Annotated in this window: 16 protein-coding genes and 6 tRNA genes; 13 read left to right on the forward strand and 9 right to left on the reverse strand. The window is 72.7% G+C overall.

Annotated features, from left to right (window positions below):
- Positions 1 to 205 precede the first annotated feature (205 nt).
- The 3 genes from cobT to AB0I10_RS08455 all read left to right on the forward strand — a co-directional run bounded on the left by cobT (position 206) and on the right by AB0I10_RS08455 (position 6,815).
- Positions 206 to 4,516: a nicotinate-nucleotide--dimethylbenzimidazole phosphoribosyltransferase gene (cobT, locus tag AB0I10_RS08445; protein WP_363151562.1), complete on the forward strand. Its 4,311-nt coding sequence runs from the start codon at positions 206 to 208 to the stop codon at positions 4,514 to 4,516.
- Positions 4,517 to 4,710: 194 nt separating this feature from the next.
- On the forward strand, positions 4,711 to 5,946 hold the full coding sequence (gene cobA, locus AB0I10_RS08450; protein ID WP_363151563.1) for a uroporphyrinogen-III C-methyltransferase: 1,236 nt from the start codon (positions 4,711 to 4,713) through the stop codon (positions 5,944 to 5,946).
- 53 nt (positions 5,947 to 5,999) lie between these two features.
- The gene (locus AB0I10_RS08455) at positions 6,000 to 6,815 is read left to right on the forward strand and encodes an RNA methyltransferase (RefSeq protein ID WP_363151564.1); all 816 of its coding nucleotides are present in this window, start codon (positions 6,000 to 6,002) and stop codon (positions 6,813 to 6,815) included.
- A 248-nt stretch (positions 6,816 to 7,063) separates the two neighbouring features.
- Here AB0I10_RS08455 and AB0I10_RS08460 read toward each other — a convergent pair whose 3' ends face one another.
- Entirely contained in the window at positions 7,064 to 8,392 is a 1,329-nt protein-coding gene (locus tag AB0I10_RS08460) for a protein kinase (RefSeq protein ID WP_363151565.1), read from the reverse strand.
- Between the two features lie 629 nt (positions 8,393 to 9,021).
- Between AB0I10_RS08460 and AB0I10_RS08465 the strand changes: the two genes are divergently transcribed.
- The 3 genes from AB0I10_RS08465 to AB0I10_RS08475 all read left to right on the forward strand — a co-directional run bounded on the left by AB0I10_RS08465 (position 9,022) and on the right by AB0I10_RS08475 (position 10,828).
- A complete protein-coding gene (locus AB0I10_RS08465) occupies positions 9,022 to 9,228 on the forward strand; it encodes a hypothetical protein (RefSeq protein WP_363151566.1) in 207 nt (68 codons plus the stop codon).
- Positions 9,229 to 9,477: 249 nt separating this feature from the next.
- Positions 9,478 to 10,482: an aminoglycoside phosphotransferase family protein gene (locus tag AB0I10_RS08470; RefSeq protein WP_363151567.1), complete on the forward strand. Its 1,005-nt coding sequence runs from the start codon at positions 9,478 to 9,480 to the stop codon at positions 10,480 to 10,482.
- Positions 10,483 to 10,555: 73 nt separating this feature from the next.
- Positions 10,556 to 10,828, forward strand: a complete 273-nt coding sequence (locus AB0I10_RS08475) for a zf-TFIIB domain-containing protein (RefSeq protein ID WP_363151568.1) — start codon at positions 10,556 to 10,558, stop codon at positions 10,826 to 10,828.
- Positions 10,829 to 10,910: 82 nt separating this feature from the next.
- Here AB0I10_RS08475 and AB0I10_RS08480 read toward each other — a convergent pair.
- The 5 genes from AB0I10_RS08480 to AB0I10_RS08500 form a co-directional block, all read right to left on the reverse strand.
- Positions 10,911 to 10,982 (reverse strand) — tRNA-Val (locus AB0I10_RS08480).
- Between the two features lie 39 nt (positions 10,983 to 11,021).
- Positions 11,022 to 11,093, reverse strand: a tRNA-Val gene (locus tag AB0I10_RS08485).
- 25 nt (positions 11,094 to 11,118) lie between these two features.
- Positions 11,119 to 11,190 (reverse strand) — tRNA-Val (locus tag AB0I10_RS08490).
- A 1-nt stretch (position 11,191) separates the two neighbouring features.
- Positions 11,192 to 11,265, reverse strand: a tRNA-Cys gene (locus AB0I10_RS08495).
- Positions 11,266 to 11,300: 35 nt separating this feature from the next.
- Positions 11,301 to 11,373 (reverse strand) — tRNA-Gly (locus tag AB0I10_RS08500).
- Positions 11,374 to 11,550: 177 nt separating this feature from the next.
- On the opposite strand from AB0I10_RS08500, the gene AB0I10_RS08505 reads away from it, so the two are divergent.
- From AB0I10_RS08505 to AB0I10_RS08515, 3 genes are read left to right on the forward strand one after another with little or no spacing between them, the layout of a single operon-like run.
- On the forward strand, positions 11,551 to 12,621 hold the full coding sequence (locus tag AB0I10_RS08505) for a chorismate-binding protein (protein WP_363151569.1): 1,071 nt from the start codon (positions 11,551 to 11,553) through the stop codon (positions 12,619 to 12,621).
- The gene (locus AB0I10_RS08510; protein ID WP_363151570.1) at positions 12,618 to 13,442 is read left to right on the forward strand and encodes an aminodeoxychorismate lyase; all 825 of its coding nucleotides are present in this window, start codon (positions 12,618 to 12,620) and stop codon (positions 13,440 to 13,442) included. Before AB0I10_RS08505 ends, AB0I10_RS08510 begins: the two co-directional genes overlap by 4 nt.
- Before the next feature lie 35 nt (positions 13,443 to 13,477).
- Positions 13,478 to 14,308, forward strand: coding sequence for a GNAT family N-acetyltransferase (locus AB0I10_RS08515; RefSeq protein ID WP_363151571.1), 831 nt, complete (start codon positions 13,478 to 13,480; stop codon positions 14,306 to 14,308).
- 30 nt (positions 14,309 to 14,338) lie between these two features.
- Here AB0I10_RS08515 and AB0I10_RS08520 read toward each other — a convergent pair whose 3' ends face one another.
- Positions 14,339 to 14,878 carry a DsbA family protein gene (locus tag AB0I10_RS08520; protein ID WP_363151572.1) on the reverse strand — a complete coding sequence of 180 codons (540 nt, stop codon included), beginning with the start codon at positions 14,876 to 14,878 and terminating at the stop codon, positions 14,339 to 14,341.
- Between the two features lie 167 nt (positions 14,879 to 15,045).
- On the opposite strand from AB0I10_RS08520, the gene AB0I10_RS08525 reads away from it, so the two are divergent.
- Together AB0I10_RS08525 and AB0I10_RS08530 are read left to right on the forward strand one after the other, a co-directional pair.
- Positions 15,046 to 15,504: a hypothetical protein gene (locus AB0I10_RS08525; RefSeq protein WP_363151573.1), complete on the forward strand. Its 459-nt coding sequence runs from the start codon at positions 15,046 to 15,048 to the stop codon at positions 15,502 to 15,504.
- 68 nt (positions 15,505 to 15,572) lie between these two features.
- Positions 15,573 to 15,728, forward strand: a complete 156-nt coding sequence (locus AB0I10_RS08530) for a hypothetical protein (protein WP_363151574.1) — start codon at positions 15,573 to 15,575, stop codon at positions 15,726 to 15,728.
- A gap of 48 nt (positions 15,729 to 15,776) precedes the next feature.
- On the opposite strand, the gene AB0I10_RS08535 is transcribed toward AB0I10_RS08530, so the two are convergent.
- Together AB0I10_RS08535 and AB0I10_RS08540 are read right to left on the reverse strand one after the other, a co-directional pair.
- Positions 15,777 to 16,343 (reverse strand): CGNR zinc finger domain-containing protein, encoded by a 567-nt coding sequence (locus tag AB0I10_RS08535; RefSeq protein ID WP_363151575.1) that lies wholly within the window; start codon positions 16,341 to 16,343, stop codon positions 15,777 to 15,779.
- A gap of 227 nt (positions 16,344 to 16,570) precedes the next feature.
- Positions 16,571 to 16,984, reverse strand: coding sequence for an SsgA family sporulation/cell division regulator (locus AB0I10_RS08540; RefSeq protein WP_003959770.1), 414 nt, complete (start codon positions 16,982 to 16,984; stop codon positions 16,571 to 16,573).
- 190 nt (positions 16,985 to 17,174) lie between these two features.
- Here AB0I10_RS08540 and AB0I10_RS08545 point away from each other — a divergent pair, with 190 nt between their 5' ends.
- Positions 17,175 to 17,606 carry a TIGR02611 family protein gene (locus AB0I10_RS08545; protein ID WP_363151576.1) on the forward strand — a complete coding sequence of 144 codons (432 nt, stop codon included), beginning with the start codon at positions 17,175 to 17,177 and terminating at the stop codon, positions 17,604 to 17,606.
- A gap of 53 nt (positions 17,607 to 17,659) precedes the next feature.
- Positions 17,660 to 17,731, forward strand: a tRNA-Val gene (locus AB0I10_RS08550).
- Positions 17,732 to 17,790 lie beyond the last annotated feature (59 nt).

The following is a 17,790-nucleotide window of genomic DNA, read 5'->3' on the forward strand; positions in this document are numbered from 1 at the left end:
GATCGTTGCGCCGCCGTTCCGCGTTCGGCTTCGTACGCCAATATCCGGAAAATGCCGTGGTTTTGGCCGAAAATGAAGCTCTGGAGAGCAGACGTGCCGCGAGGCGTGCTCGCTCGTTCTAGCTATCGGGGCGTCGGCGCGCCCCGGTCGAGCGCGTCGCACGAGCGGTTTGGAAGGAGCACTACCAAATGGGCGAGGGGTACGCATGACCGACACCGGCCAGGTCCCGGGCGAGGGACAGCCGGAGAACGCAGGCGGACATCCCGGGCAGCCGCAGCCGGCGGCCGTTCCCTCCCCTGCTGACGCCGGACCGATGGAGCAGCAGGGGCAGCCAGGAATCGCCCCTGCTCCGGACGCGTACCCCTACCTCGACCCGGCCGACGGCGCCGCCGAGGACGACGATCTGCTGCTGATGCCGGGCGCCCAGGGCGCCTGGAGCGAGCAGCAGCCGCTCCCACAGCCACACGAGACCCAGCATCAGGTCCCGGCCCCACAGCCGCAGCCGGGCGTACCGGGGCAGGGCGCGCCGTTCGCCGCCCCGGGAGCCGCCGGCTTCGAGCCGATGCCCCCGCAGGCCGGCGACCACGAGAGCGGCGGCCGGGATTCCGGTTCGGTCGATCTCAGCGCCGTCCGCATCCCGCAGCCCGCGGTACCGCACCAGCAGACGCCGGCCGCGCCCACGCGCCGTCCCCTGCACATGGGCCCGCCCGTGCCGGACGCGACCGGCGGCGTGGTCCGCTCGCTCGCCGACCGCGGCCCCGCGGGCACGCCGCCGCAGACCGCCGCGCGGCACGCAGGGCCGGTGGCCACCGGCCCTGAGTACTTCGACACCCCCGCCGACACCCCCGCGCCCGCCCCGGCCGAGCAGCCGGTGGCCACCCCACCGGCCGAAGCCCCGCCGGTCGCCACGCAGACGGCGCCCGGTCAGCAGCCGTACGCCGAGCAGAACTTCGTCGATGTGGCGTACGCCGAGCAGTCGCCCGCGGCGCCGTCGTACGGCGAGCAGCCCTACGGCGGGCAGGTGTACGCCGAGCAGTCCTACGGTGCCGCGGGCCAGGGTCCGCTGCCGGGCCCGCAGCTCGGTGAGATCCCGTCGCAGGTGCCATCGCAGGTACCGCCGTGGGGCGAGGCCTCCGCACAGGCGGTGGCGGCCCCTGTTGCAGAAACGGTCGATCCTGCAGGGGCGCCCGTGGCGGAGACGGGTGCCGTCGCAGACGTGGCTGCCGTCCCGCACGACGTAGCGCAGCCCGCCGGGCAGCCGCTGCCGATCCCGGCTCAGGGCGCCCCGGCGGCCGTCGCGGCCGCCGCAGTAGCCGTAGCCCCCGTCCAGGAAGCCCAGGCCACGCAGGCCGAGGCTCCGGCGGAGGCGCAGCCTCAGCAGCCGCAGGACATGGTCTCGGACGCGCTGCCGGAAGTGGCCGTGGCCGGTCAGGACGGACAGGTCGCACCGGAAGCCGCACCGCAGGCTCCCGCGCCGGACGCTGCCGTCCCCGCCCAGCGGCCCGAGGCCGTCGCCCCGCAGCAGCTCGCGGATCAGGTCCTGGCCGCCGAGGCCCAGCTTGCCGAGGCCCCCGCGGAAGCGCAGGCGGAGCCGTTCGTCGTCGCCGACCAGGCGCCGCAGGCCGTGGAGCCGGCGCAGCCTGTCGACCCCGCCGCCCAGCTCGTCGCCCCCGCTCAGCCCGTCCCGGCCGACGCCACCCCGACCGGCACCGAGGCCGTTCCGCCCGCCCAGCCCTTGGAGGCCGTCGAAGGCCAGCAGCTCCCGGCGGCGCAGGGCGGTGCACCGTCCGCACCCGAGGGCGTCCCGGCGGCCGCCATCCCGATGCCTGCCGCCGCACCCCAGGGCCCCATCGCGATGCCCTCGGCCGAGGGCGACGCCCCCGAGGCGCAGGCCGCCATAGAGCACCCCGAGGTGCAGGTTCCGGACGCCGGGCAGCCGCAGCCCGGTGCCCCCGTGGACGCCGCCGTGCAGCAGACCGCCGCAACCGGCGAGGTCCCAGCCCCGGAGACCGCTCCCCAGGACCAGGTCGCCCCGGCCGAGCAGCAGCCCGTACCGTCCGGCCCCAACGAAGCCGGTGAGGCGGACAACCCGCCCGGCCCGGCCGACGCAGCGGCCGAGGCACCCCAGGGCACCGCCCCCGCCGCGGAAGCCGCGCCCGTCGAAGCCGTCGAAGCCGTCGAAACCGTCGCAGCGGCCGAACCAGCCGCCGAACCGCAGCCGGTGCCCGCTCCCGTCCCGGACCAGGCCGTCAACGGTGAGCAGCCCCCCGCGGACGACGACTCCCAGCAGGCGGTCACCGTGACCGCGGCCGCCGGGCCCGACGCCGACCAGGCCACCGGAAGCGACCAGCTCCAGGCGGGGACCCCGGCCGAAGGCGCCCCCACCGACGATGCATCCACCGAGGCGGCCGCCCAGCAGGACGGCGCGGAACTCGTCCAGCTCGGCGAAGGCCATGAGACCGACGGCCACGATGCCGACGGTCACGAAGTCGACGGTCCTGAACTCCACGGTCCTGAACTCCACAGCCCCGAGGCCGTAGCCCACGCCGCCGAGGGACAAGAAGCCGCAGGCCAGGAGCATGATCAGCGCCAGGCAGCGCCCCAGCACGGCCCGGAGTCCGCTCCCCAGCAGGACGGCGCCGACGACGCAGGCCCTGCCGTACCCGGCCCTGCCGTACCCGACGAGGCCGGCGCCCCCGTCCACGCCGTGCTCCCCACCCCCCAGCACCAGGACGGCCCCATGGCGGACAACGTCACGGACTCCGACGGAGTCCCGATCCAGGCCCCGGCCGCCGGATACGACGACTCCGAGCGCGCCGCCGTGCACCGCGTGATGCGCGAGCGCCGCGACATCCGCAACGGCTTCCGCGGCGACCCGATCCCCCACGACGTGCTGCTGCGCGTCCTGGAGGCAGCACACACCGCCCCCAGCGTCGGCCACTCCCAGCCCTGGGACTTCGTCGTCATCCGCTCGGCCGAGACCCGCGAGAAGATGCACCAGCTCGCCATGCAGCAGCGCGAGGCGTACGCCAAGTCGCTGCCCAAGGCGCGGGCCAAGCAGTTCCGCGAGCTGAAGATCGAGGCGATCCTCGAAACGCCGGTGAACATCGTCGTCACCGCGGACTCCACCCGTGGCGGCCGGCACACCCTCGGCCGCCACACCCAGCCGCAGATGGCCCCGTACTCCTCCGCGCTGGCGGTCGAGAACCTCTGGCTCGCCGCGCGCGCCGAGGGCCTGGGCGTCGGCTGGGTCAGCTTCTTCGACGAGCGGGAGATGGTCCGCGAGCTGGGCCTGCCCGACCACCTGGAGGTCGTGGCGTACCTCTGCGTCGGCTACGTCGACGAGTTCCCGGACGAGCCAGAGCTGCTGCAGGCCGGCTGGTCCAAGCGGCGCCCGCTGTCCTGGGTCGTCCACGAGGAGACGTACGGCCGCCGCGCGCTGCCCGGCGAGGACCCGCACGACCTGCTCCAGGAGACCCTCCAGGGCATCCGCCCGCTGGACGCCAAGGCGCTCGGCGAAGCCTGGGAGCGGCAGAAGCGGATGACCAAGCCCGCCGGGGCACTGGGCATGCTGGAGATCATCTCCGCGCAGCTGTCCGGGCTGTCCCGCAAGTGCCCGCCGCCGATCCCGGAGCCGGCCGCTGTCGCGATCTTCGCGGGCGACCACGGTGTGCACGCCCAGGGCGTGACCCCGTGGCCCCAGGAGGTCACCGGCCAGATGGTCGCCAACTTCCTGGGCGGCGGAGCGGTCTGCAACGCCTTCGCCAACCAGGTCGGCGCAGAGGTCTGCGTCGTGGACGTCGGCGTGGCGGGCGAGCTCCCGGCCACCCCGGGTCTGCTGCCGCGCAAGGTCCGTCCCGGGACCGACGACTTCACCGCGGGCCCGGCGATGACCCAAGAGGACGTGCTGAAGGCCATCGAGGTCGGCATCGAGACCGCCCGCGACCTGGTCGCAGCCGGCAACAAGGTGCTCCTCACCGGCGAGATGGGTATCGCCAACACCACCACCTCGGCCGCCCTGATCGCCGTCTACACCGGCGCCGACCCGACCGAGGTCACCGGCCGCGGCACCGGCATCAACGACGAGACGCACGCCCGCAAGGTCGATGTCGTCCGCCGCGCCCTGGAACTCCACCAGCCCGACCCGGCGGACCCCGTCGGCGTGCTCGCCGCGGTCGGCGGCCTGGAGCACGCCGCGCTCGTCGGCCTGATCCTCGGCGGCGCCTCGCTGCGTACACCGGTCATCCTCGACGGCGTCAGCGCCGGTGCCGCCGCCCTGGTGGCCCGCGCCATCGCCCCCGAGGCGCTGGCCGCCTGCATCGCCGGCCACCGCAGCGCGGAGCCCGGCCATGTCGCGGCGCTGACCAAGCTGGGCCTGCGCCCTCTCGTCGACCTCGATCTGCGCCTGGGCGAGGGCACCGGCGCGCTGCTCGCTCTCCCCGTGGTGCAGAGCGCCGCCCGCGCCATGCACGAGGTCGCCACCTTCGACTCCGCCGGAGTGACGGAGAAGAGCTGACGGAGCTGACCGGGGACTGCCAGGACGTGGCCGTCCCCACATGACCACCGGCCCGCAGCCCCATAGGCTGTGGGCCGGGGCCATAACCCTCACCAGGGGCCCCGGGGCGTACCACCTCTCATCAGCCGCTCCAGAGCCGCAGCGGCTGAGCTCGTCGCCGAAATCGCACCACCCGCACAAGGAGCCGTATCACCATGGCTGAGCACGTTGCCGAACACGCCGCCTACCCCGTCGGACTGCGGCTGTCCGGCCGCCGCGTGGTCGTCCTCGGGGCGGGCCAGGTCGCCCAGCGCCGGCTCCCCGCGCTCATCGCCGCCGGCGCCGACGTCCTGCTGATCTCCCCGTCCGCCACCCCCTCCGTCGAGGCGATGGCCGACACCGGCGAGATCCGCTGGGAGCGCCGCCGCTACCAGCCGGGCGACCTCGCCGACGCCTGGTACGCGCTGATCTCCACCGACGACCCGGAGGCCAACGCCGCCGCGTCCCAGGAGGCCGAGGACCGCCGGGTGTGGTGCGTCCGCTCCGACGACGCCGAGGCGGCCACCGCCTGGACCCCGGCCACCGGCCACAGCGAGGGCGTCACCGTCGCGGTGCTCACCGGCCGTGACCCGCGCCGCTCCGCCGCCGTACGGGATGCGATCGTCGAGGGCCTGCGGGACGGCAGCATCGCCGCCCCGCACCACCGCACACGGGCCAAGGGCGTGGCCCTGGTCGGCGGCGGCCCCGGCGACCCCGACCTGATCACCGTCCGCGGCCGCCGCCTCCTCGCCGAGGCGGACGTCGTCATCGCGGACCGGCTCGGCCCCCGCGATCTGCTCGCCGAACTCCCGCCGCATGTCGAGGTCATCGACGCCGCGAAGATCCCCTACGGCCGCTTCATGGCGCAGGAAGCCATCAACAACGCCCTGATCGAGCACGCCAAGGCCGGCAAGGCCGTGGTCCGCCTCAAGGGCGGCGACCCGTTCGTGTTCGGGCGCGGCATGGAAGAGGCCCAGGCGCTCGCCGAAGCCGGCATCCCCTGCACCGTCGTCCCCGGCATCTCCAGCACCATCTCGGTCCCCGGCGCCGCGGGCATCCCCGTCACCCACCGCGGCGTCGCCCATGAGTTCACCGTGGTCAGCGGCCATGTCGCCCCCGACGACGAGCGCTCGCTGGTCGACTGGCCGTCGCTCGCCAAGTTGCGCGGCACCCTCGTCGTGCTGATGGGCGTCGAGAACAGCGCCGCCATCGCCGCCAAGCTCATCGAGCACGGCCGCCCCGCCGACACCCCCGCCGCCGTCATCCAGGAAGGCACCACCGCGGCCCAGCGCCGCGTCGACGCCACCCTGGCGACCCTTGGCGAGACCGTACGGGCCGAGGGCGTCCGTCCCCCGGCGGTCATCGTCATCGGCGACGTCGTCGGCCTCGCCGCCCCCGATACCGCCAAGTAGCCGATCCCGTACGCGGCATTGGAACCTCGACACCGACAAGGCACTATCTCCCCGTGGCAGAAATCATCACCGTCGATGACCCGGACGACCCGCGCCTGCGCGACTACACCGGCCTCACCGACGTCGAGCTGCGGCGCCGCCGCGAGCCCGCCGAAGGGCTCTTCATCGCCGAGGGCGAGAAGGTCATCCGGCGCGCCGGGCAGGCCGGCTACGAGATGCGCTCCATGCTGCTCTCGGCCAAGTGGGTCGACGTCATGCGCGATGTCATCGACGAGGTCCCGGCACCGGTCTACGCGGTCAGCCCGGACCTCGCCGAGCGGGTGACGGGCTACCACGTCCACCGCGGCGCCCTGGCCTCCATGCAGCGCAAACCGCTGCCCGACCCCACCGAGCTGCTCGCCACCGCCCGCCGCATCGTCGTCATGGAAGCGGTCAACGACCACACCAACATCGGGGCGATCTTCCGCAGCGCCGCGGCCCTCGGCATGGACGCGGTACTGCTCTCCCCGGACTGCGCCGACCCGCTCTACCGCCGCTCGGTGAAGGTTTCCATGGGAGCGGTGTTCTCGGTACCGTACGCCCGCCTGGAGAGCTGGCCCCGGGACCTGGCGGCCGTACGGGAGGCGGGCTTCAAGCTGCTCGCGCTGACCCCGTCGGAGAAGGCCACCGCCATCGACGAGGCGGCCCCGCACACCCTGGAGCGCGCCGCCCTGATGCTCGGCGCGGAGGGCGACGGCCTGACCACCGGGGCCCTGCGGGCCGCCGACGAATGGGTCCGTATCCCGATGGCGCACGGCGTGGACTCGCTCAACGTGGGGGCGGCCGCCGCGGTCGCCTTCTACGCGGTGGCAACCGGCCGGCCCGCCTAGGTAGGGACTGCAGGCAGCATCTTGTCGGTCACGTCGTGAGCCCAGCGTCGTAGGCCCAAAGTCGCGAGCCGAACGTTGTGAGCCCAACGTCGCGAGCCCAACGTTGTGAGCTCACGTCGTGAGGCCAACGTCGCGAGCCGAACGTTGTGAGCTCGCGTCGTGAGTCACGGGAATACCGTCCCGGCACCGCCGCGTTGTGGCCCCGCAGGGGGCGCGTGCATCCCCTACGGGATGTGTTCGCCCGCCCCCTAAGGCGTAGAAACGCTCCCGTACGGCGCGATGGGCACCGGCCGTTCCGCGCCCAGCCCCCGCGCCGGCCCCTGGCAGCCCTGGGCCGCCGCGATACCCAGCGCCACCAGCAGCGTCACCACCACGAACACGATGACCCGCTGCCGCAGCAGCCGGCGGTCGGGGCCGGGGCGGCGCCCGCCCGATGTCGTACGCACCGGGGAGCGCGAACCGTTCCGCCCGCCGGGCCGCGCCCCAGGGACCCGTCCCGAATTGCGCCCGCCGGTCCGTGAGTTCGTGCCCGGCGCCGACGCGGGCCCGCCCGGCCGGGACGTCGCCTCCCGGGGCGACGAGGGCCGGGCCGGCTGCGGACGCGGCACGGGAGTGCCCGTGGCCCGCCGCTCGGTGTGCTGCCGCGCGTACTCCTCGGCCCGCTGCCCGGTCGGTCGGTCCACCGGACGGCGCTCCGCGCGCCCCCAACCGGGCTCGGAGCCCGGGCCGTTCTCCAGCGGGCCGCCGGACAGGCCGTGCGCCTCCCGGGCCGCGATCTCCTTGAGCCGCAAGGACAGCGACAGGGTGCTCGGGCGGTCCGCCGGGTCCTTGGCCAGACACGACGCGAGCAGTGGCGCCAGCGCGTCCGGCACCCCGGCCAGCTGCGCCTCCTCGTGCACCACCCGGTAGAGCATGACCTCCGAACTTCCCTGCCCGAACGGCGAGTCCGCGGTGCAGGTGTAGGCGAGGGTGGCCCCCAGCGCGAAGATGTCCGTCGCCGGCGTCACCGCGGCCCCGCGCACCTGCTCCGGCGCGAGAAAGCCCGGCGAGCCGACGGCCGTACCGACATGCGTCAGCGTGCTGGCGCCGGTGGCCCACGCGATACCGAAGTCGATGATCCGCGGCCCCTTGGGGGACAGCAGGATGTTGGACGGCTTCAGGTCGCGGTGGACGACGCCTGCGTCATGGACGGCCAGCAGCCCTTCGGAGAGCGCGGCACCGATGGAGGCGACCTGCGCCGGGGACAGCGGCCCTTCGTCGTTCACCTTGTCGTGCAGCGAGGGGCCGGGAACATACTGGGTGGCGAACCACGGGCGGTCCGCGTCGAGATCGGCCGCGACCAGCCGGGCCGTACAGCCGCCGCGGATCCGCCGGGCCGCCGACACCTCGCGTGCGAACCGCGAGCGGAATTCCTGATCCTCCGCCAGATCCGGCCGGATCACCTTGAGGGCCACCCGCTGGCCGCGCTTGTCCGAGCCGAGATAGACCACGCCCATCCCGCCCGCGCCGAGCCGGCGGTGCAGCCGGAACGACCCGACGACACGCGGGTCCTCGCGCCGGAGCCGCATCATCGCCATGTCCGTCCCCTACCTGCGGTGGGGAGGCCCCACTCCGCTGCCAACCGTCTGACGTGCCACAGCTTACGGATTGACGGCTCGCTGTGCTGATAGGCCGCGCATGCGTCGCCGACCGGATTGTCAGTGGCGGGTGGCACCCTCGAAGAGCGGACGGGAATCGGCCGCCGTGCGGCCCGAGTTCCCGCGGGGGATCCCAAGGAACCATCGCAGAAGGGAGATTGACGCGATGAAAGATGATCGGGGAGGGATAGTCATGGATGCCGGGGAAATGGCCGAACCTTAAGGCTGGGTGGCGGGTGGGGCGTGTCGCGGGGCCGGGAGGGCCGTGTGCGAGGGAGTGGTCGAAGTGAGCGAAGTCACCCGAAGGCCTGCCGGCGGTAGCCGAACGGGGGAGGCCGCCGCATCCGCCCCGTCCTTCTCGGGGATGTCCCCAGGTCCCGGTACCCGGCTCTCCACCCAGGGGAGTACGCCGGGGCTCCTCACGTCATCCTCCCGGAGGCCCGTCAATCAGTACGACGGCATGACGCCGGGCGCCCGACGCGTGCCTAATGTGGTGTTCAAGCGGCGGGCGCAGCACTCGTCCCCCGAGGTCAGACGCCCGCCGCCCCAGACACGACGGGAGCGGGACAATGGCGGAGACCTCCGGACGGACGGCGCCGGCGCAAGGGCGCGGAGTCGCCTCGGCGCTCGGCGGCCACCAGCCGTCCAGTACTCGCCATCCCCTCGTCGCGGTGGCCATGGTGCTGCCGCTGGCGATTCTCCTCGCCGTGCTCTTCGGCGGCTGGGAAGCCGTGATCACACAGGCGTCGTCCGTGGCCGGAATGCTGGGGCGCTGAAAGGCGCCCCGGTCCCGGGAGAGCGGCCCGGGACGGGGACCTCCGGCCGGAAGCCCCGTGGGGACGGGGGTGCGGCGGACGGCACGAATGGCCGGGCATCTGGGGAGATGCCCGGCCATCGAGTTTTTCCGGCCGCCGCCGGGGACGGCCCGCTCGCACCGCGCGTACGATCCCAGGCCGGGCAGTCCGTATGGGGCACCGCCCGCACCAGGTACGACGCGCGTACGGCTCGCACGACTCGGGGGAACGATGACCGCACCACTCCTCGGCCGCCTGGCGGCCCTTTCGGCGGGCCCCGCCCCGGGAGGCGTTCCGGTACCCCGCACCGCCCCCGAGGTGCTCGCCGACCGCCCCGACGGCACGGTCGTCCGCAGCGGCCGTACGGTCGCCAAGGCCCACGCCCCCGATTGCGACCCACGCGACCTCGCCGCCCGGCTGGCCGTCGCCGCCCACCCCCTTCTGCACGGCATCCTGCTGCCCCCGCTCCCGGTCACCGCCCCCGACGGACACCTCACCCTCACCGAGGACGGCCGCGCACTGACCCGCTGGCCGTACGGCAGCCCGGTCTCGCCCGACGACCCCGACGCCGCGCCATGGGAGGACGCCGCGCGCCTGCTGGCCCGGCTGCACTCCGTGGACGCCGGCCGACTGCCCGGCCCCGTGCCGCCGATGCGCGGCCCGGCCAAGGCCGCCCGCGCTCTCACCCGCCTGCGTACCGCCCTCGCGGCTCACCCACCGCGACCTGGCCCCGGATCCGCTTCCTCGGCCGCCGGTGCCGTCGAGCGTGCCTGGACCCTCCTGCCGCCCTGGGCCCGCGCCGCGGCTCCGCCGCCGCACACCCCGTTCCTCTGCCACGGCGACTTCCACCTCGGCCAGCTCGTCCGTCATCCGGCCGCGAACGGCCCCTGGCTGCTGATAGACATCGACGACCTGGGTCTGGGCGATCCGGCCTGGGACCTGGCCCGCCCCGCCGCCTGGTTCGCCACCGGCCTGCTCGCCCCGGACATCTGGTCCCGCTTCCTGGCCGCCTACCGGGCCGCCGGCGGCCGCGCCGTACGCCCCGACGGCGACCCCTGGCCCGACCTGGAGATACCCGCCCGCGCCCTGACCGTGCAGACCGCCGCGCTCGCCGTCGCCAAGGCCGTCACCGCGTCCCGCCCGCTGGACGAGATCGAGGCGGCCGTGGTCGACGCCTGCGCCCGCATGACTTCCCTGCCGGAGCAGTTGGCGCCCGCCGGCCCCGGCGTAGGGTGAACACCTCATCGCCGGGAGGACGTTCCGGCGGTGCCGCAGTGAGCAGTGATGGATTACAGGAGTTGAGCCGACGATGCAGTGCCCCAAGTGTCATGCACCGATGCATACGTACAACCGCAATGGCGTGCAGATCGAGCAGTGCGCCGGCTGCCGGGGGATCTTCCTGGACTACGGGGAGCTGGAGTCGCTGACCCGCCTGGAGGCGCAGTGGACCCAGCAGGCCCCGCCGCCGCCCGCCCCGCAGGCCTACCCCGCCGCCCCCGCCTGGGGCGCCCCGCACCAGGGCCACCATGGACACCACGGCCATCACCGCCGCAGCTTCGGCCACATGCTCTTCTCCTCCTGAACAGCGACCGACCGTTCCGCGAGGAGCGGCTCGGCACAACGACCGAGGGCCGGAGCGAATGCTCCGGCCCTCGGCTGATGTGTGGACGATACTGGGATTGAACCAGTGACCTCTTCCGTGTCAGGGAAGCGCTCTCCCGCTGAGCTAATCGTCCTCGGGACCACGGATCTCGGTGATCTCCGCGGGTGCTGCGTGCGCGATACTGGGATTGAACCAGTGACCTCTTCCGTGTCAGGGAAGCGCTCTCCCGCTGAGCTAATCGCGCGGGGACCCGGAGAAGACCGGGTCAGTGGACGATACTGGGATTGAACCAGTGACCTCTTCCGTGTCAGGGAAGCGCTCTCCCGCTGAGCTAATCGTCCTTGGAGGTGGAGACGGGATTTGAACCCGTGTAGACGGCTTTGCAGGCCGTTGCCTCGCCTCTCGGCCACTCCACCAGGAGTGAAGGGGTTCGGGAAGATCCCCCACATCGAGCGGACGACGAGACTCGAACTCGCGACATCCACCTTGGCAAGGTGGTGCTCTACCAACTGAGCTACGTCCGCAGGTGTCTCTCCCAGACTACGTCGGGGAGCTACTTGGCCTCCGGGGCGCTTCCGCGTCCCGGCGACGTGTTGAACTCTAGCGGATTCCGGGGCCAGTACAAAAACGCGTTTGTGCAGCGTGCTGCGCTGCTCGCTCGGCCGAGGCGCCCGCCGGGCCCCCGCCATAGACTCACTGACGTGCACGACTTCCCTCCCATGGCCCGCTTCGGCGGTCTCATAGCCACCGACCTGCGCGATGTCACCAGCGATCCCGCGGCTCTGGACTCCACGGGCTGGTGGGCGGTGGTCGCCGACTTCGAGGGGGCGGTGATCTGCGCCCGCTTCGGCGATATCCGCCCCGCCACGGCCGCGGACGAGCCGGCCCCCGGTAACTGGCACGGCCCGATGCCCGGCGACTGGTCCAGCTCCCTGGACCGCGCTTCCTATACCGCGGGCGTACGGCGGATCCGTGAATACATCGCGGCCGGCGAGGTCTACCAGGTGAACCTCTGCCGGGTGCTGACCGCGCCGCTGCCCGACCCCGGCCGCGCCGATGTCGACGCGCTGTCGGCGGTGCTGGCCCGCGGCAACCCGGCCCCGTACGCAGGAACGATTCGACTGCCCGGCCACGGCGTCGAGGTCGCCACCGCCTCGCCCGAGCTGTATCTGCGGCGCGACGGCCGCACCGTCGAGTCCGGGCCGATCAAGGGGACCGGCCGGACCGCCGCGGATCTGACCGCGAAGGACCAGGCGGAGAACGTGATGATCGTGGACCTGGTCCGCAACGATCTCGGCCGGGTCTGCGCCACCGGCACGGTGACCGTCCCGGCACTGTGCGCCGTCGAGCCGCATCCCGGCCTCGTCCACCTCGTCTCCACCGTGCGCGGCGAACTGGACGGGAAGAACCACAAGACGGCCTGGGCGGATCTGCTCGGCGCCACCTTCCCGCCCGGCTCGGTCACCGGCGCCCCCAAGTACACCGCCCTGAAGATCATCGACGAGCTGGAGACCGCACCCCGCGGCCCGTACTGCGGCGGCATCGGCTGGGTCGACGCCGACCGTCGCACCGGCGAGCTCAACGTCGGCATCCGTACGTTCTGGATCGACCGCACCGCACCCGGCGGCCCGGCGCTGCGGTTCGGCGCCGGGGCGGGGATCATCTGGGACTCCGACCCCGAGCGGGAGTGGGCCGAGACCGAGTTGAAGGCGAGCCGGCTGCTCGCGGTAGCGTCGGGCGTGCACGAGGCGAGTGGAGGAAGACGACGATGAAGATCTGGCTCGACGGGGGACTGCGGGACGCCGACGGCGCCCGGGTCTCGGTCTTCGACCACGGCCTGACGGTCGGCGACGGCGTCTTCGAGACGCTCAAGGCCGTCGACGGGCGGGCCTTCGCCCTCACCCGCCACCTGGAGCGGCTGACCACCTCCGCCCGGGGGCTCGGCCTGCCCGCCCCCGACCTCGACGAGGTGCGGCGCGGCTGCGCAGCCGTCCTGGACGCCAACCCGATGGCCCTCGGCCGGCTCCGGATCACCTACACCGGCGGCCTCTCGCCGCTCGGCTCGGACCGCGGCGACAACGGCACGACGCTGGTCATCGCGCTCTCCGAGACCCCCCGGCGCCCCGACACCACCGCCGCCGTCACGGTCCCCTGGACCCGTAACGAACGCGGCGCGCTCGCCGGCCTGAAGACCACCTCGTACGGCGAGAACGTCGTCGCGCTCGCCCGCGCGCGCGAACTGGGCGCCTCCGAGGCGCTGTTCGCCAACACCGTCGGCGCGCTCTGCGAAGGCACCGGCTCCAATGTCTTCGTCGTCCTGGACGGCGAACTGCACACCCCGCTGCTGTCCTCCGGCTGCCTGGCGGGCATCACCCGTGCCCTGACGGTGACCTGGGTGGGCGCCAAGGAGACCGATCTGCCGTTGGACGCCCTGGAGCGGGCCGAGGAGATCTTCCTGACCTCCACGCTGCGCGACGTCCAGGCCGTGACCCGGATCGACGGCCGCCAACTGGCCGACGGGCCGGGCCCGGTGACGGCCGAAGCCATGCGGATCTTCGACGAGCACGCGGCCGCCGACTTCGATCCGCGGTGATGACGAGCCCGGCCGCGGCCGGGTAGAAAGTCCTCGTGACCACAACGCTGCGGCCCGCCGGACCGGAAGAACGACAGGACGGCGGCGGGCGGGCCCGTCCGTACGACGTCTGCGTCAACAGCCGCCGGGTCGGCCGGATCCGGCTGGCCACGGACGCGCGGTACGAGCCGGCGGCGGGCCGGATCGAGGCCCTGGAGATCGACGCCCCGGACCGGCATCGCGGCCGCGCCACGGTCGCCGCGCTCGCCGCCGAGGAAGTGCTGCGCGGCTGGGGATGCCGGCAGATCGAGCTGACCGTCCCGGCCGACGCCGAGGCCGCCGTACGGCTGGCCGCCGCGCTGGGCTACACCGAGCGCAGCCGCCGGATGGCCAAAGAGCTGGGAGCGCCGCCCGGGCTCCCCGTCGGCAGCCGGGACCGGCCGCTGAGCGAGGCGGAGTTCCCGGCCTGGTTCGCCGAGGCGCACGCCGCCTACGTGCCGAGGCTGATGAGGAACGGGATGTCCCGCGAACGGGCCGAGCGGATCTCTGCGGACGGACACCGTGCGGTGCGCCCGGACGGCGCCGCCACGCCGGACCACGCGGTGCGGATCCTCGCGCACGACGGTGTGGATGTCGGGCGAGTCTGGGTCGCGATGCGGAGGCCCGGCCAGCCCGGTGGCTATGTCATGGACGTGAAGGTGGACGCCGAACACCGCGGCCGCGGCCACGGCCGCACCCTGATGCTCGTCGCCGAGCGGGTGTGCCTCGCCGAGGGCCGGCCGGTCCTGGGCCTCAACGTCCATGCCGACAACGCACCTGCCCGCGGGCTCTACGACTCACTGGGCTACCGGCCCTCCGCGTACCTGCTCTGGAAGCCGATCCTGTGAGCCGCGGCCCGCGTCCGTGACGCCGCGGCCTCAGCCCTGCCCGGCCAGCAGCCGGTCGGCGATCTCCTCGATCCGGGCGCGGAGCCCCTCCTGGCTCTTGCCGCCGTCCAGCCGCTCGCCGCCGATCACATAGGTCGGAGTGCCGGTCACGCCGATCGCCTTGCCCTCCGCCTGGTCCGCGTCGACGATCAGCAGATGCCGCCCGTCGATCAGCGCGGTGTCCATCTCCTCGGCATCCAGCCCCAGCTCCCCGGCGACCTTCAGCAGCAGCTTCTCGCCGCCCTTGCCCAGCTCTTCGGTACGCGCCAGCACGGTCTCGACGTACGGCCAGCCCTGGCCCTGCTCCGCGGCCTCCTCGGCGGCCTGGGCCGCGACGTAGGCGTGCTTGTGCTTCTCCAGCGGGAAGTGGCGCAGTCGGATGTCCAGCCGGTCGCCGTAGCGCTCGCGCAGCGCCCGCAGGTCGTCCAGCGCGGCATGGCAGTCCGGGCACTGCAGCTCGCACCAGACGTCGAGGACGGGAGGGGCGGGGACGGCCGGAGACGGTGCATCGGAGGTCATGGCGTCGTTCATGGGGCCAGTCTTCCAGTCCGGTGTCCGGTGCCGAACCGGGACCTCCGGAGGAGCGGAACCCCGAGATGTCCCTGAGGCCGTACCGGAACATGGCCGCAGGCGTACCGGACAAGGCAGGATGGAGAGGAGCAGAACGCACGCTCCCCATCCATCGGCAGGAGGACCGGATGCTGACCTCGACCGTCTGTGCCGCGGTGTCGGCTGCGGGCCTGGGCATTGCCGCGCTGACGGCTTACCGAAAGCGGTTCCTGGCCGCGACCCGCATCGCAGCCTTCTCCCTCTTCCCCATCGGCCTGGTGCTGACCGGTGTCATCGACTGGCTCACCGACATCGTCTTCAAGCCCTCGGTGTGGGCCGGCTTCGGTGTGCTCGCGCTCTCGGCCGTGCTGTTCACGATCGGCCGGGTCGTCGAGCGCCGCCGGGGGATCGGCAGCCGCAAGGAGCGCAAGGAGCGCAAGGCCGCGGCGGCCGCCCGGCCGGACGCGGTGGCACCGGCCGCCTCCGTGCCGTCCCTCGGCGCCGGCCACACCGCCGCCCAGCCGGCCGCGAAGGCGAAGGGCAAGGGTGGTGCACCCAAGGATGACTTCTCGGACATCGAAGCGATCCTGAAAAAGCACGGGATCTGATGAACTACCGCTGCTGAAGCGCCCATTGGGCGCACTCCGACGATCAGCTGCGCCATGATGCGCGCGAGATGAACGATGAGTGCGCCCTGGCCAGGGACGATGCCCCGGCCCCCGAAACGCGCGGTTGTCTTTTCGCGCTGTCCCAGCCGCCGCTGATGCTCTTCCTCGGCATCATCGGCTTTCTGCTCCTTCTCGGCGCGGTACACGACCTCTATATCCTGTGAGGCCTGGGTCACGGCGTGTCGCCGCGCCGTACTTCAGCCGTTCGGCCCTCAGCGCGCCGCCTCCCGGCGCCGTGCCCGGTACGCCGCGACATGCAGCCGGTTTCCGCAGGTGCGGCTGTCGCAGTAGCGCCGGGAGCGATTGCGCGAGAGGTCGACGAAGGCGTGCCGGCAGTCCGGCGCCTCGCAGCGCCGCAGCCGCTCCCGCTCCCCGGCGACGACGAGGAAGGCCAGTGCCATCCCGCCGTCCGCGGCCAGATGCTCGGCGACCGAGGCGCCCGGTGCGAAGTAGTGGACATGCCAGTCGTAGTTGTCGTGGTCGGTCAGCCGCGGTGTGGTGCCGGCCGAGGCGACCAGGAAATTCAGCAGCTCGGCGGCGGTGTGGTCGTCCTCGGCGGCGAAGACCTGGGCGAAGCGCGCGCGGACGCCCCGTACGGCTGCCAGATCGCGCTCGCAGAGGGTGCCCACGTCGCTGACGTCGTTGCGCTTCACGAACTCCTGCAGCGCCGCGAGGTCGGTGAGGCTGTCCGGCGCTCCGGGGGATTCGCCCTCCGGGGCGGTGTTGAGCAGATCGACGACCGCGTCGAGCGCGCACCGGGTGTCATGGGTGATCATCACGGTTCCGCTCCCTGGCCGGGTGGGGCCGGCCGGTTCTGCCGCCCCCGGTGTGGTTGCCGAATGGTCGCCGACTCTAGCGTCTGGAACAAGCCTCGGCGCCGTCTCCGCGGTGGGTCCGCGGCGACGGCGCCGAAGTGTGCCGTGTGAACTTGTCGGTCCTGCGCCGTCTCCCCGAGTCGGACGGTCGCAAGTGAGCGGGTGGGTGCGTTGGGCGGCTGTGGTGCGTCTCAGCTCTCCGCCAGGATGTGGGAGAGCTCGGTGTCGAGGTCGAAATGCCGGTGTTCCGTACCGGGCGGTACGGCCGCGTCGGTCCTCTTGAGGAACGATTCGAGGGCCCGCGCGGGGGCCTCCAGAAGGGCTTCGCCTTCCGGGGAGCTCAGGGCGATACAGACCACGCCCTGTCCGTGGCTCCGGGACGGCCATACGCGGACGTCTCCGGTGCCCGTGGGCCGGTGTAGGCCCTCGGCGAGGAGGTCGCGGGCGAAAACCCACTCGACGGTCTCCTCGGCTCCGGTGTGGAAGGTGGCATGCACGGCATAGGGATCGGCCGTGTCATACCGCAGGCCCGCGGGTACAGGCAGTGAAGACTCGCTCGACACAACGAGGCGCAGGTGCAGCTCGCAGCTGACCGTGGTGTTCATAAGCGCCAGGGCCTTTCGCTCAGTGTGCGCTCGGGGATTCGCACGTCGGCGAAATCGACATGCCACCTACGGTGCCGTTGTAAACCCCTCTGACGGTTTTGGGTGCCTTCAGGTACCTCTTACGGCGGATTGCCAGCTCATCCCCGCCGGTAATTCCGGCGGACGGATCGCGTCCGGTAAGTTGGGCCTCATGAATACGGAGAGTAACGGGGGGCCGGAGGCTACCGAGGGGGGCGCCGCGACGGACGAGCAGCCGCTCGGTTCGCGCGCGCCGCACTTCATCAAGCGCTCCCGGCCGCTGCATCTGAGCTGGCAGGTCGGAATCTTTGTCATCGGTCTCGCGGTGGTGGTCGTCGGCGTGATCATGCTGCCGCTGCCGGGTCCCGGCTGGCTGGTGATCTTCGCCGGTATGGCGATCTGGGCGACCGAATTCGTTTGGGCCCAGCTCGTGCTGCGCTGGACCAAACGGAAGGTGACCGAGGCGGCCCAGAAGGCGCTCGACCCGAAGGTGCGGCGGCGCAACATCATTCTGACGACCATCGGCGTAGTGATCATCGCGGCCGCGCTCGCGGTGTATGTGTGGAAGTTCGGCTTCGCGATGCCGTGGAAGGTCGACGAGTGATCCAGAAATGGTCGGAAGCGCCCGCCGACGTGCGGTAATGTTGGCGGTGCGCCGGGCGATTAGCTCAGTGGGAGAGCGCTTCGTTCACACCGAAGAGGTCACTGGTTCGAACCCAGTATCGCCCACCCTGCCGAGGGGCCCGGGTCAACCAAGAAAAGGCGCGGCGGCCGGGTGTTGGGGGTGG

This window comes from Streptomyces sp. NPDC050636 (assembly GCF_040654775.1).
Taxonomy (GTDB): domain Bacteria; phylum Actinomycetota; class Actinomycetes; order Streptomycetales; family Streptomycetaceae; genus Streptomyces.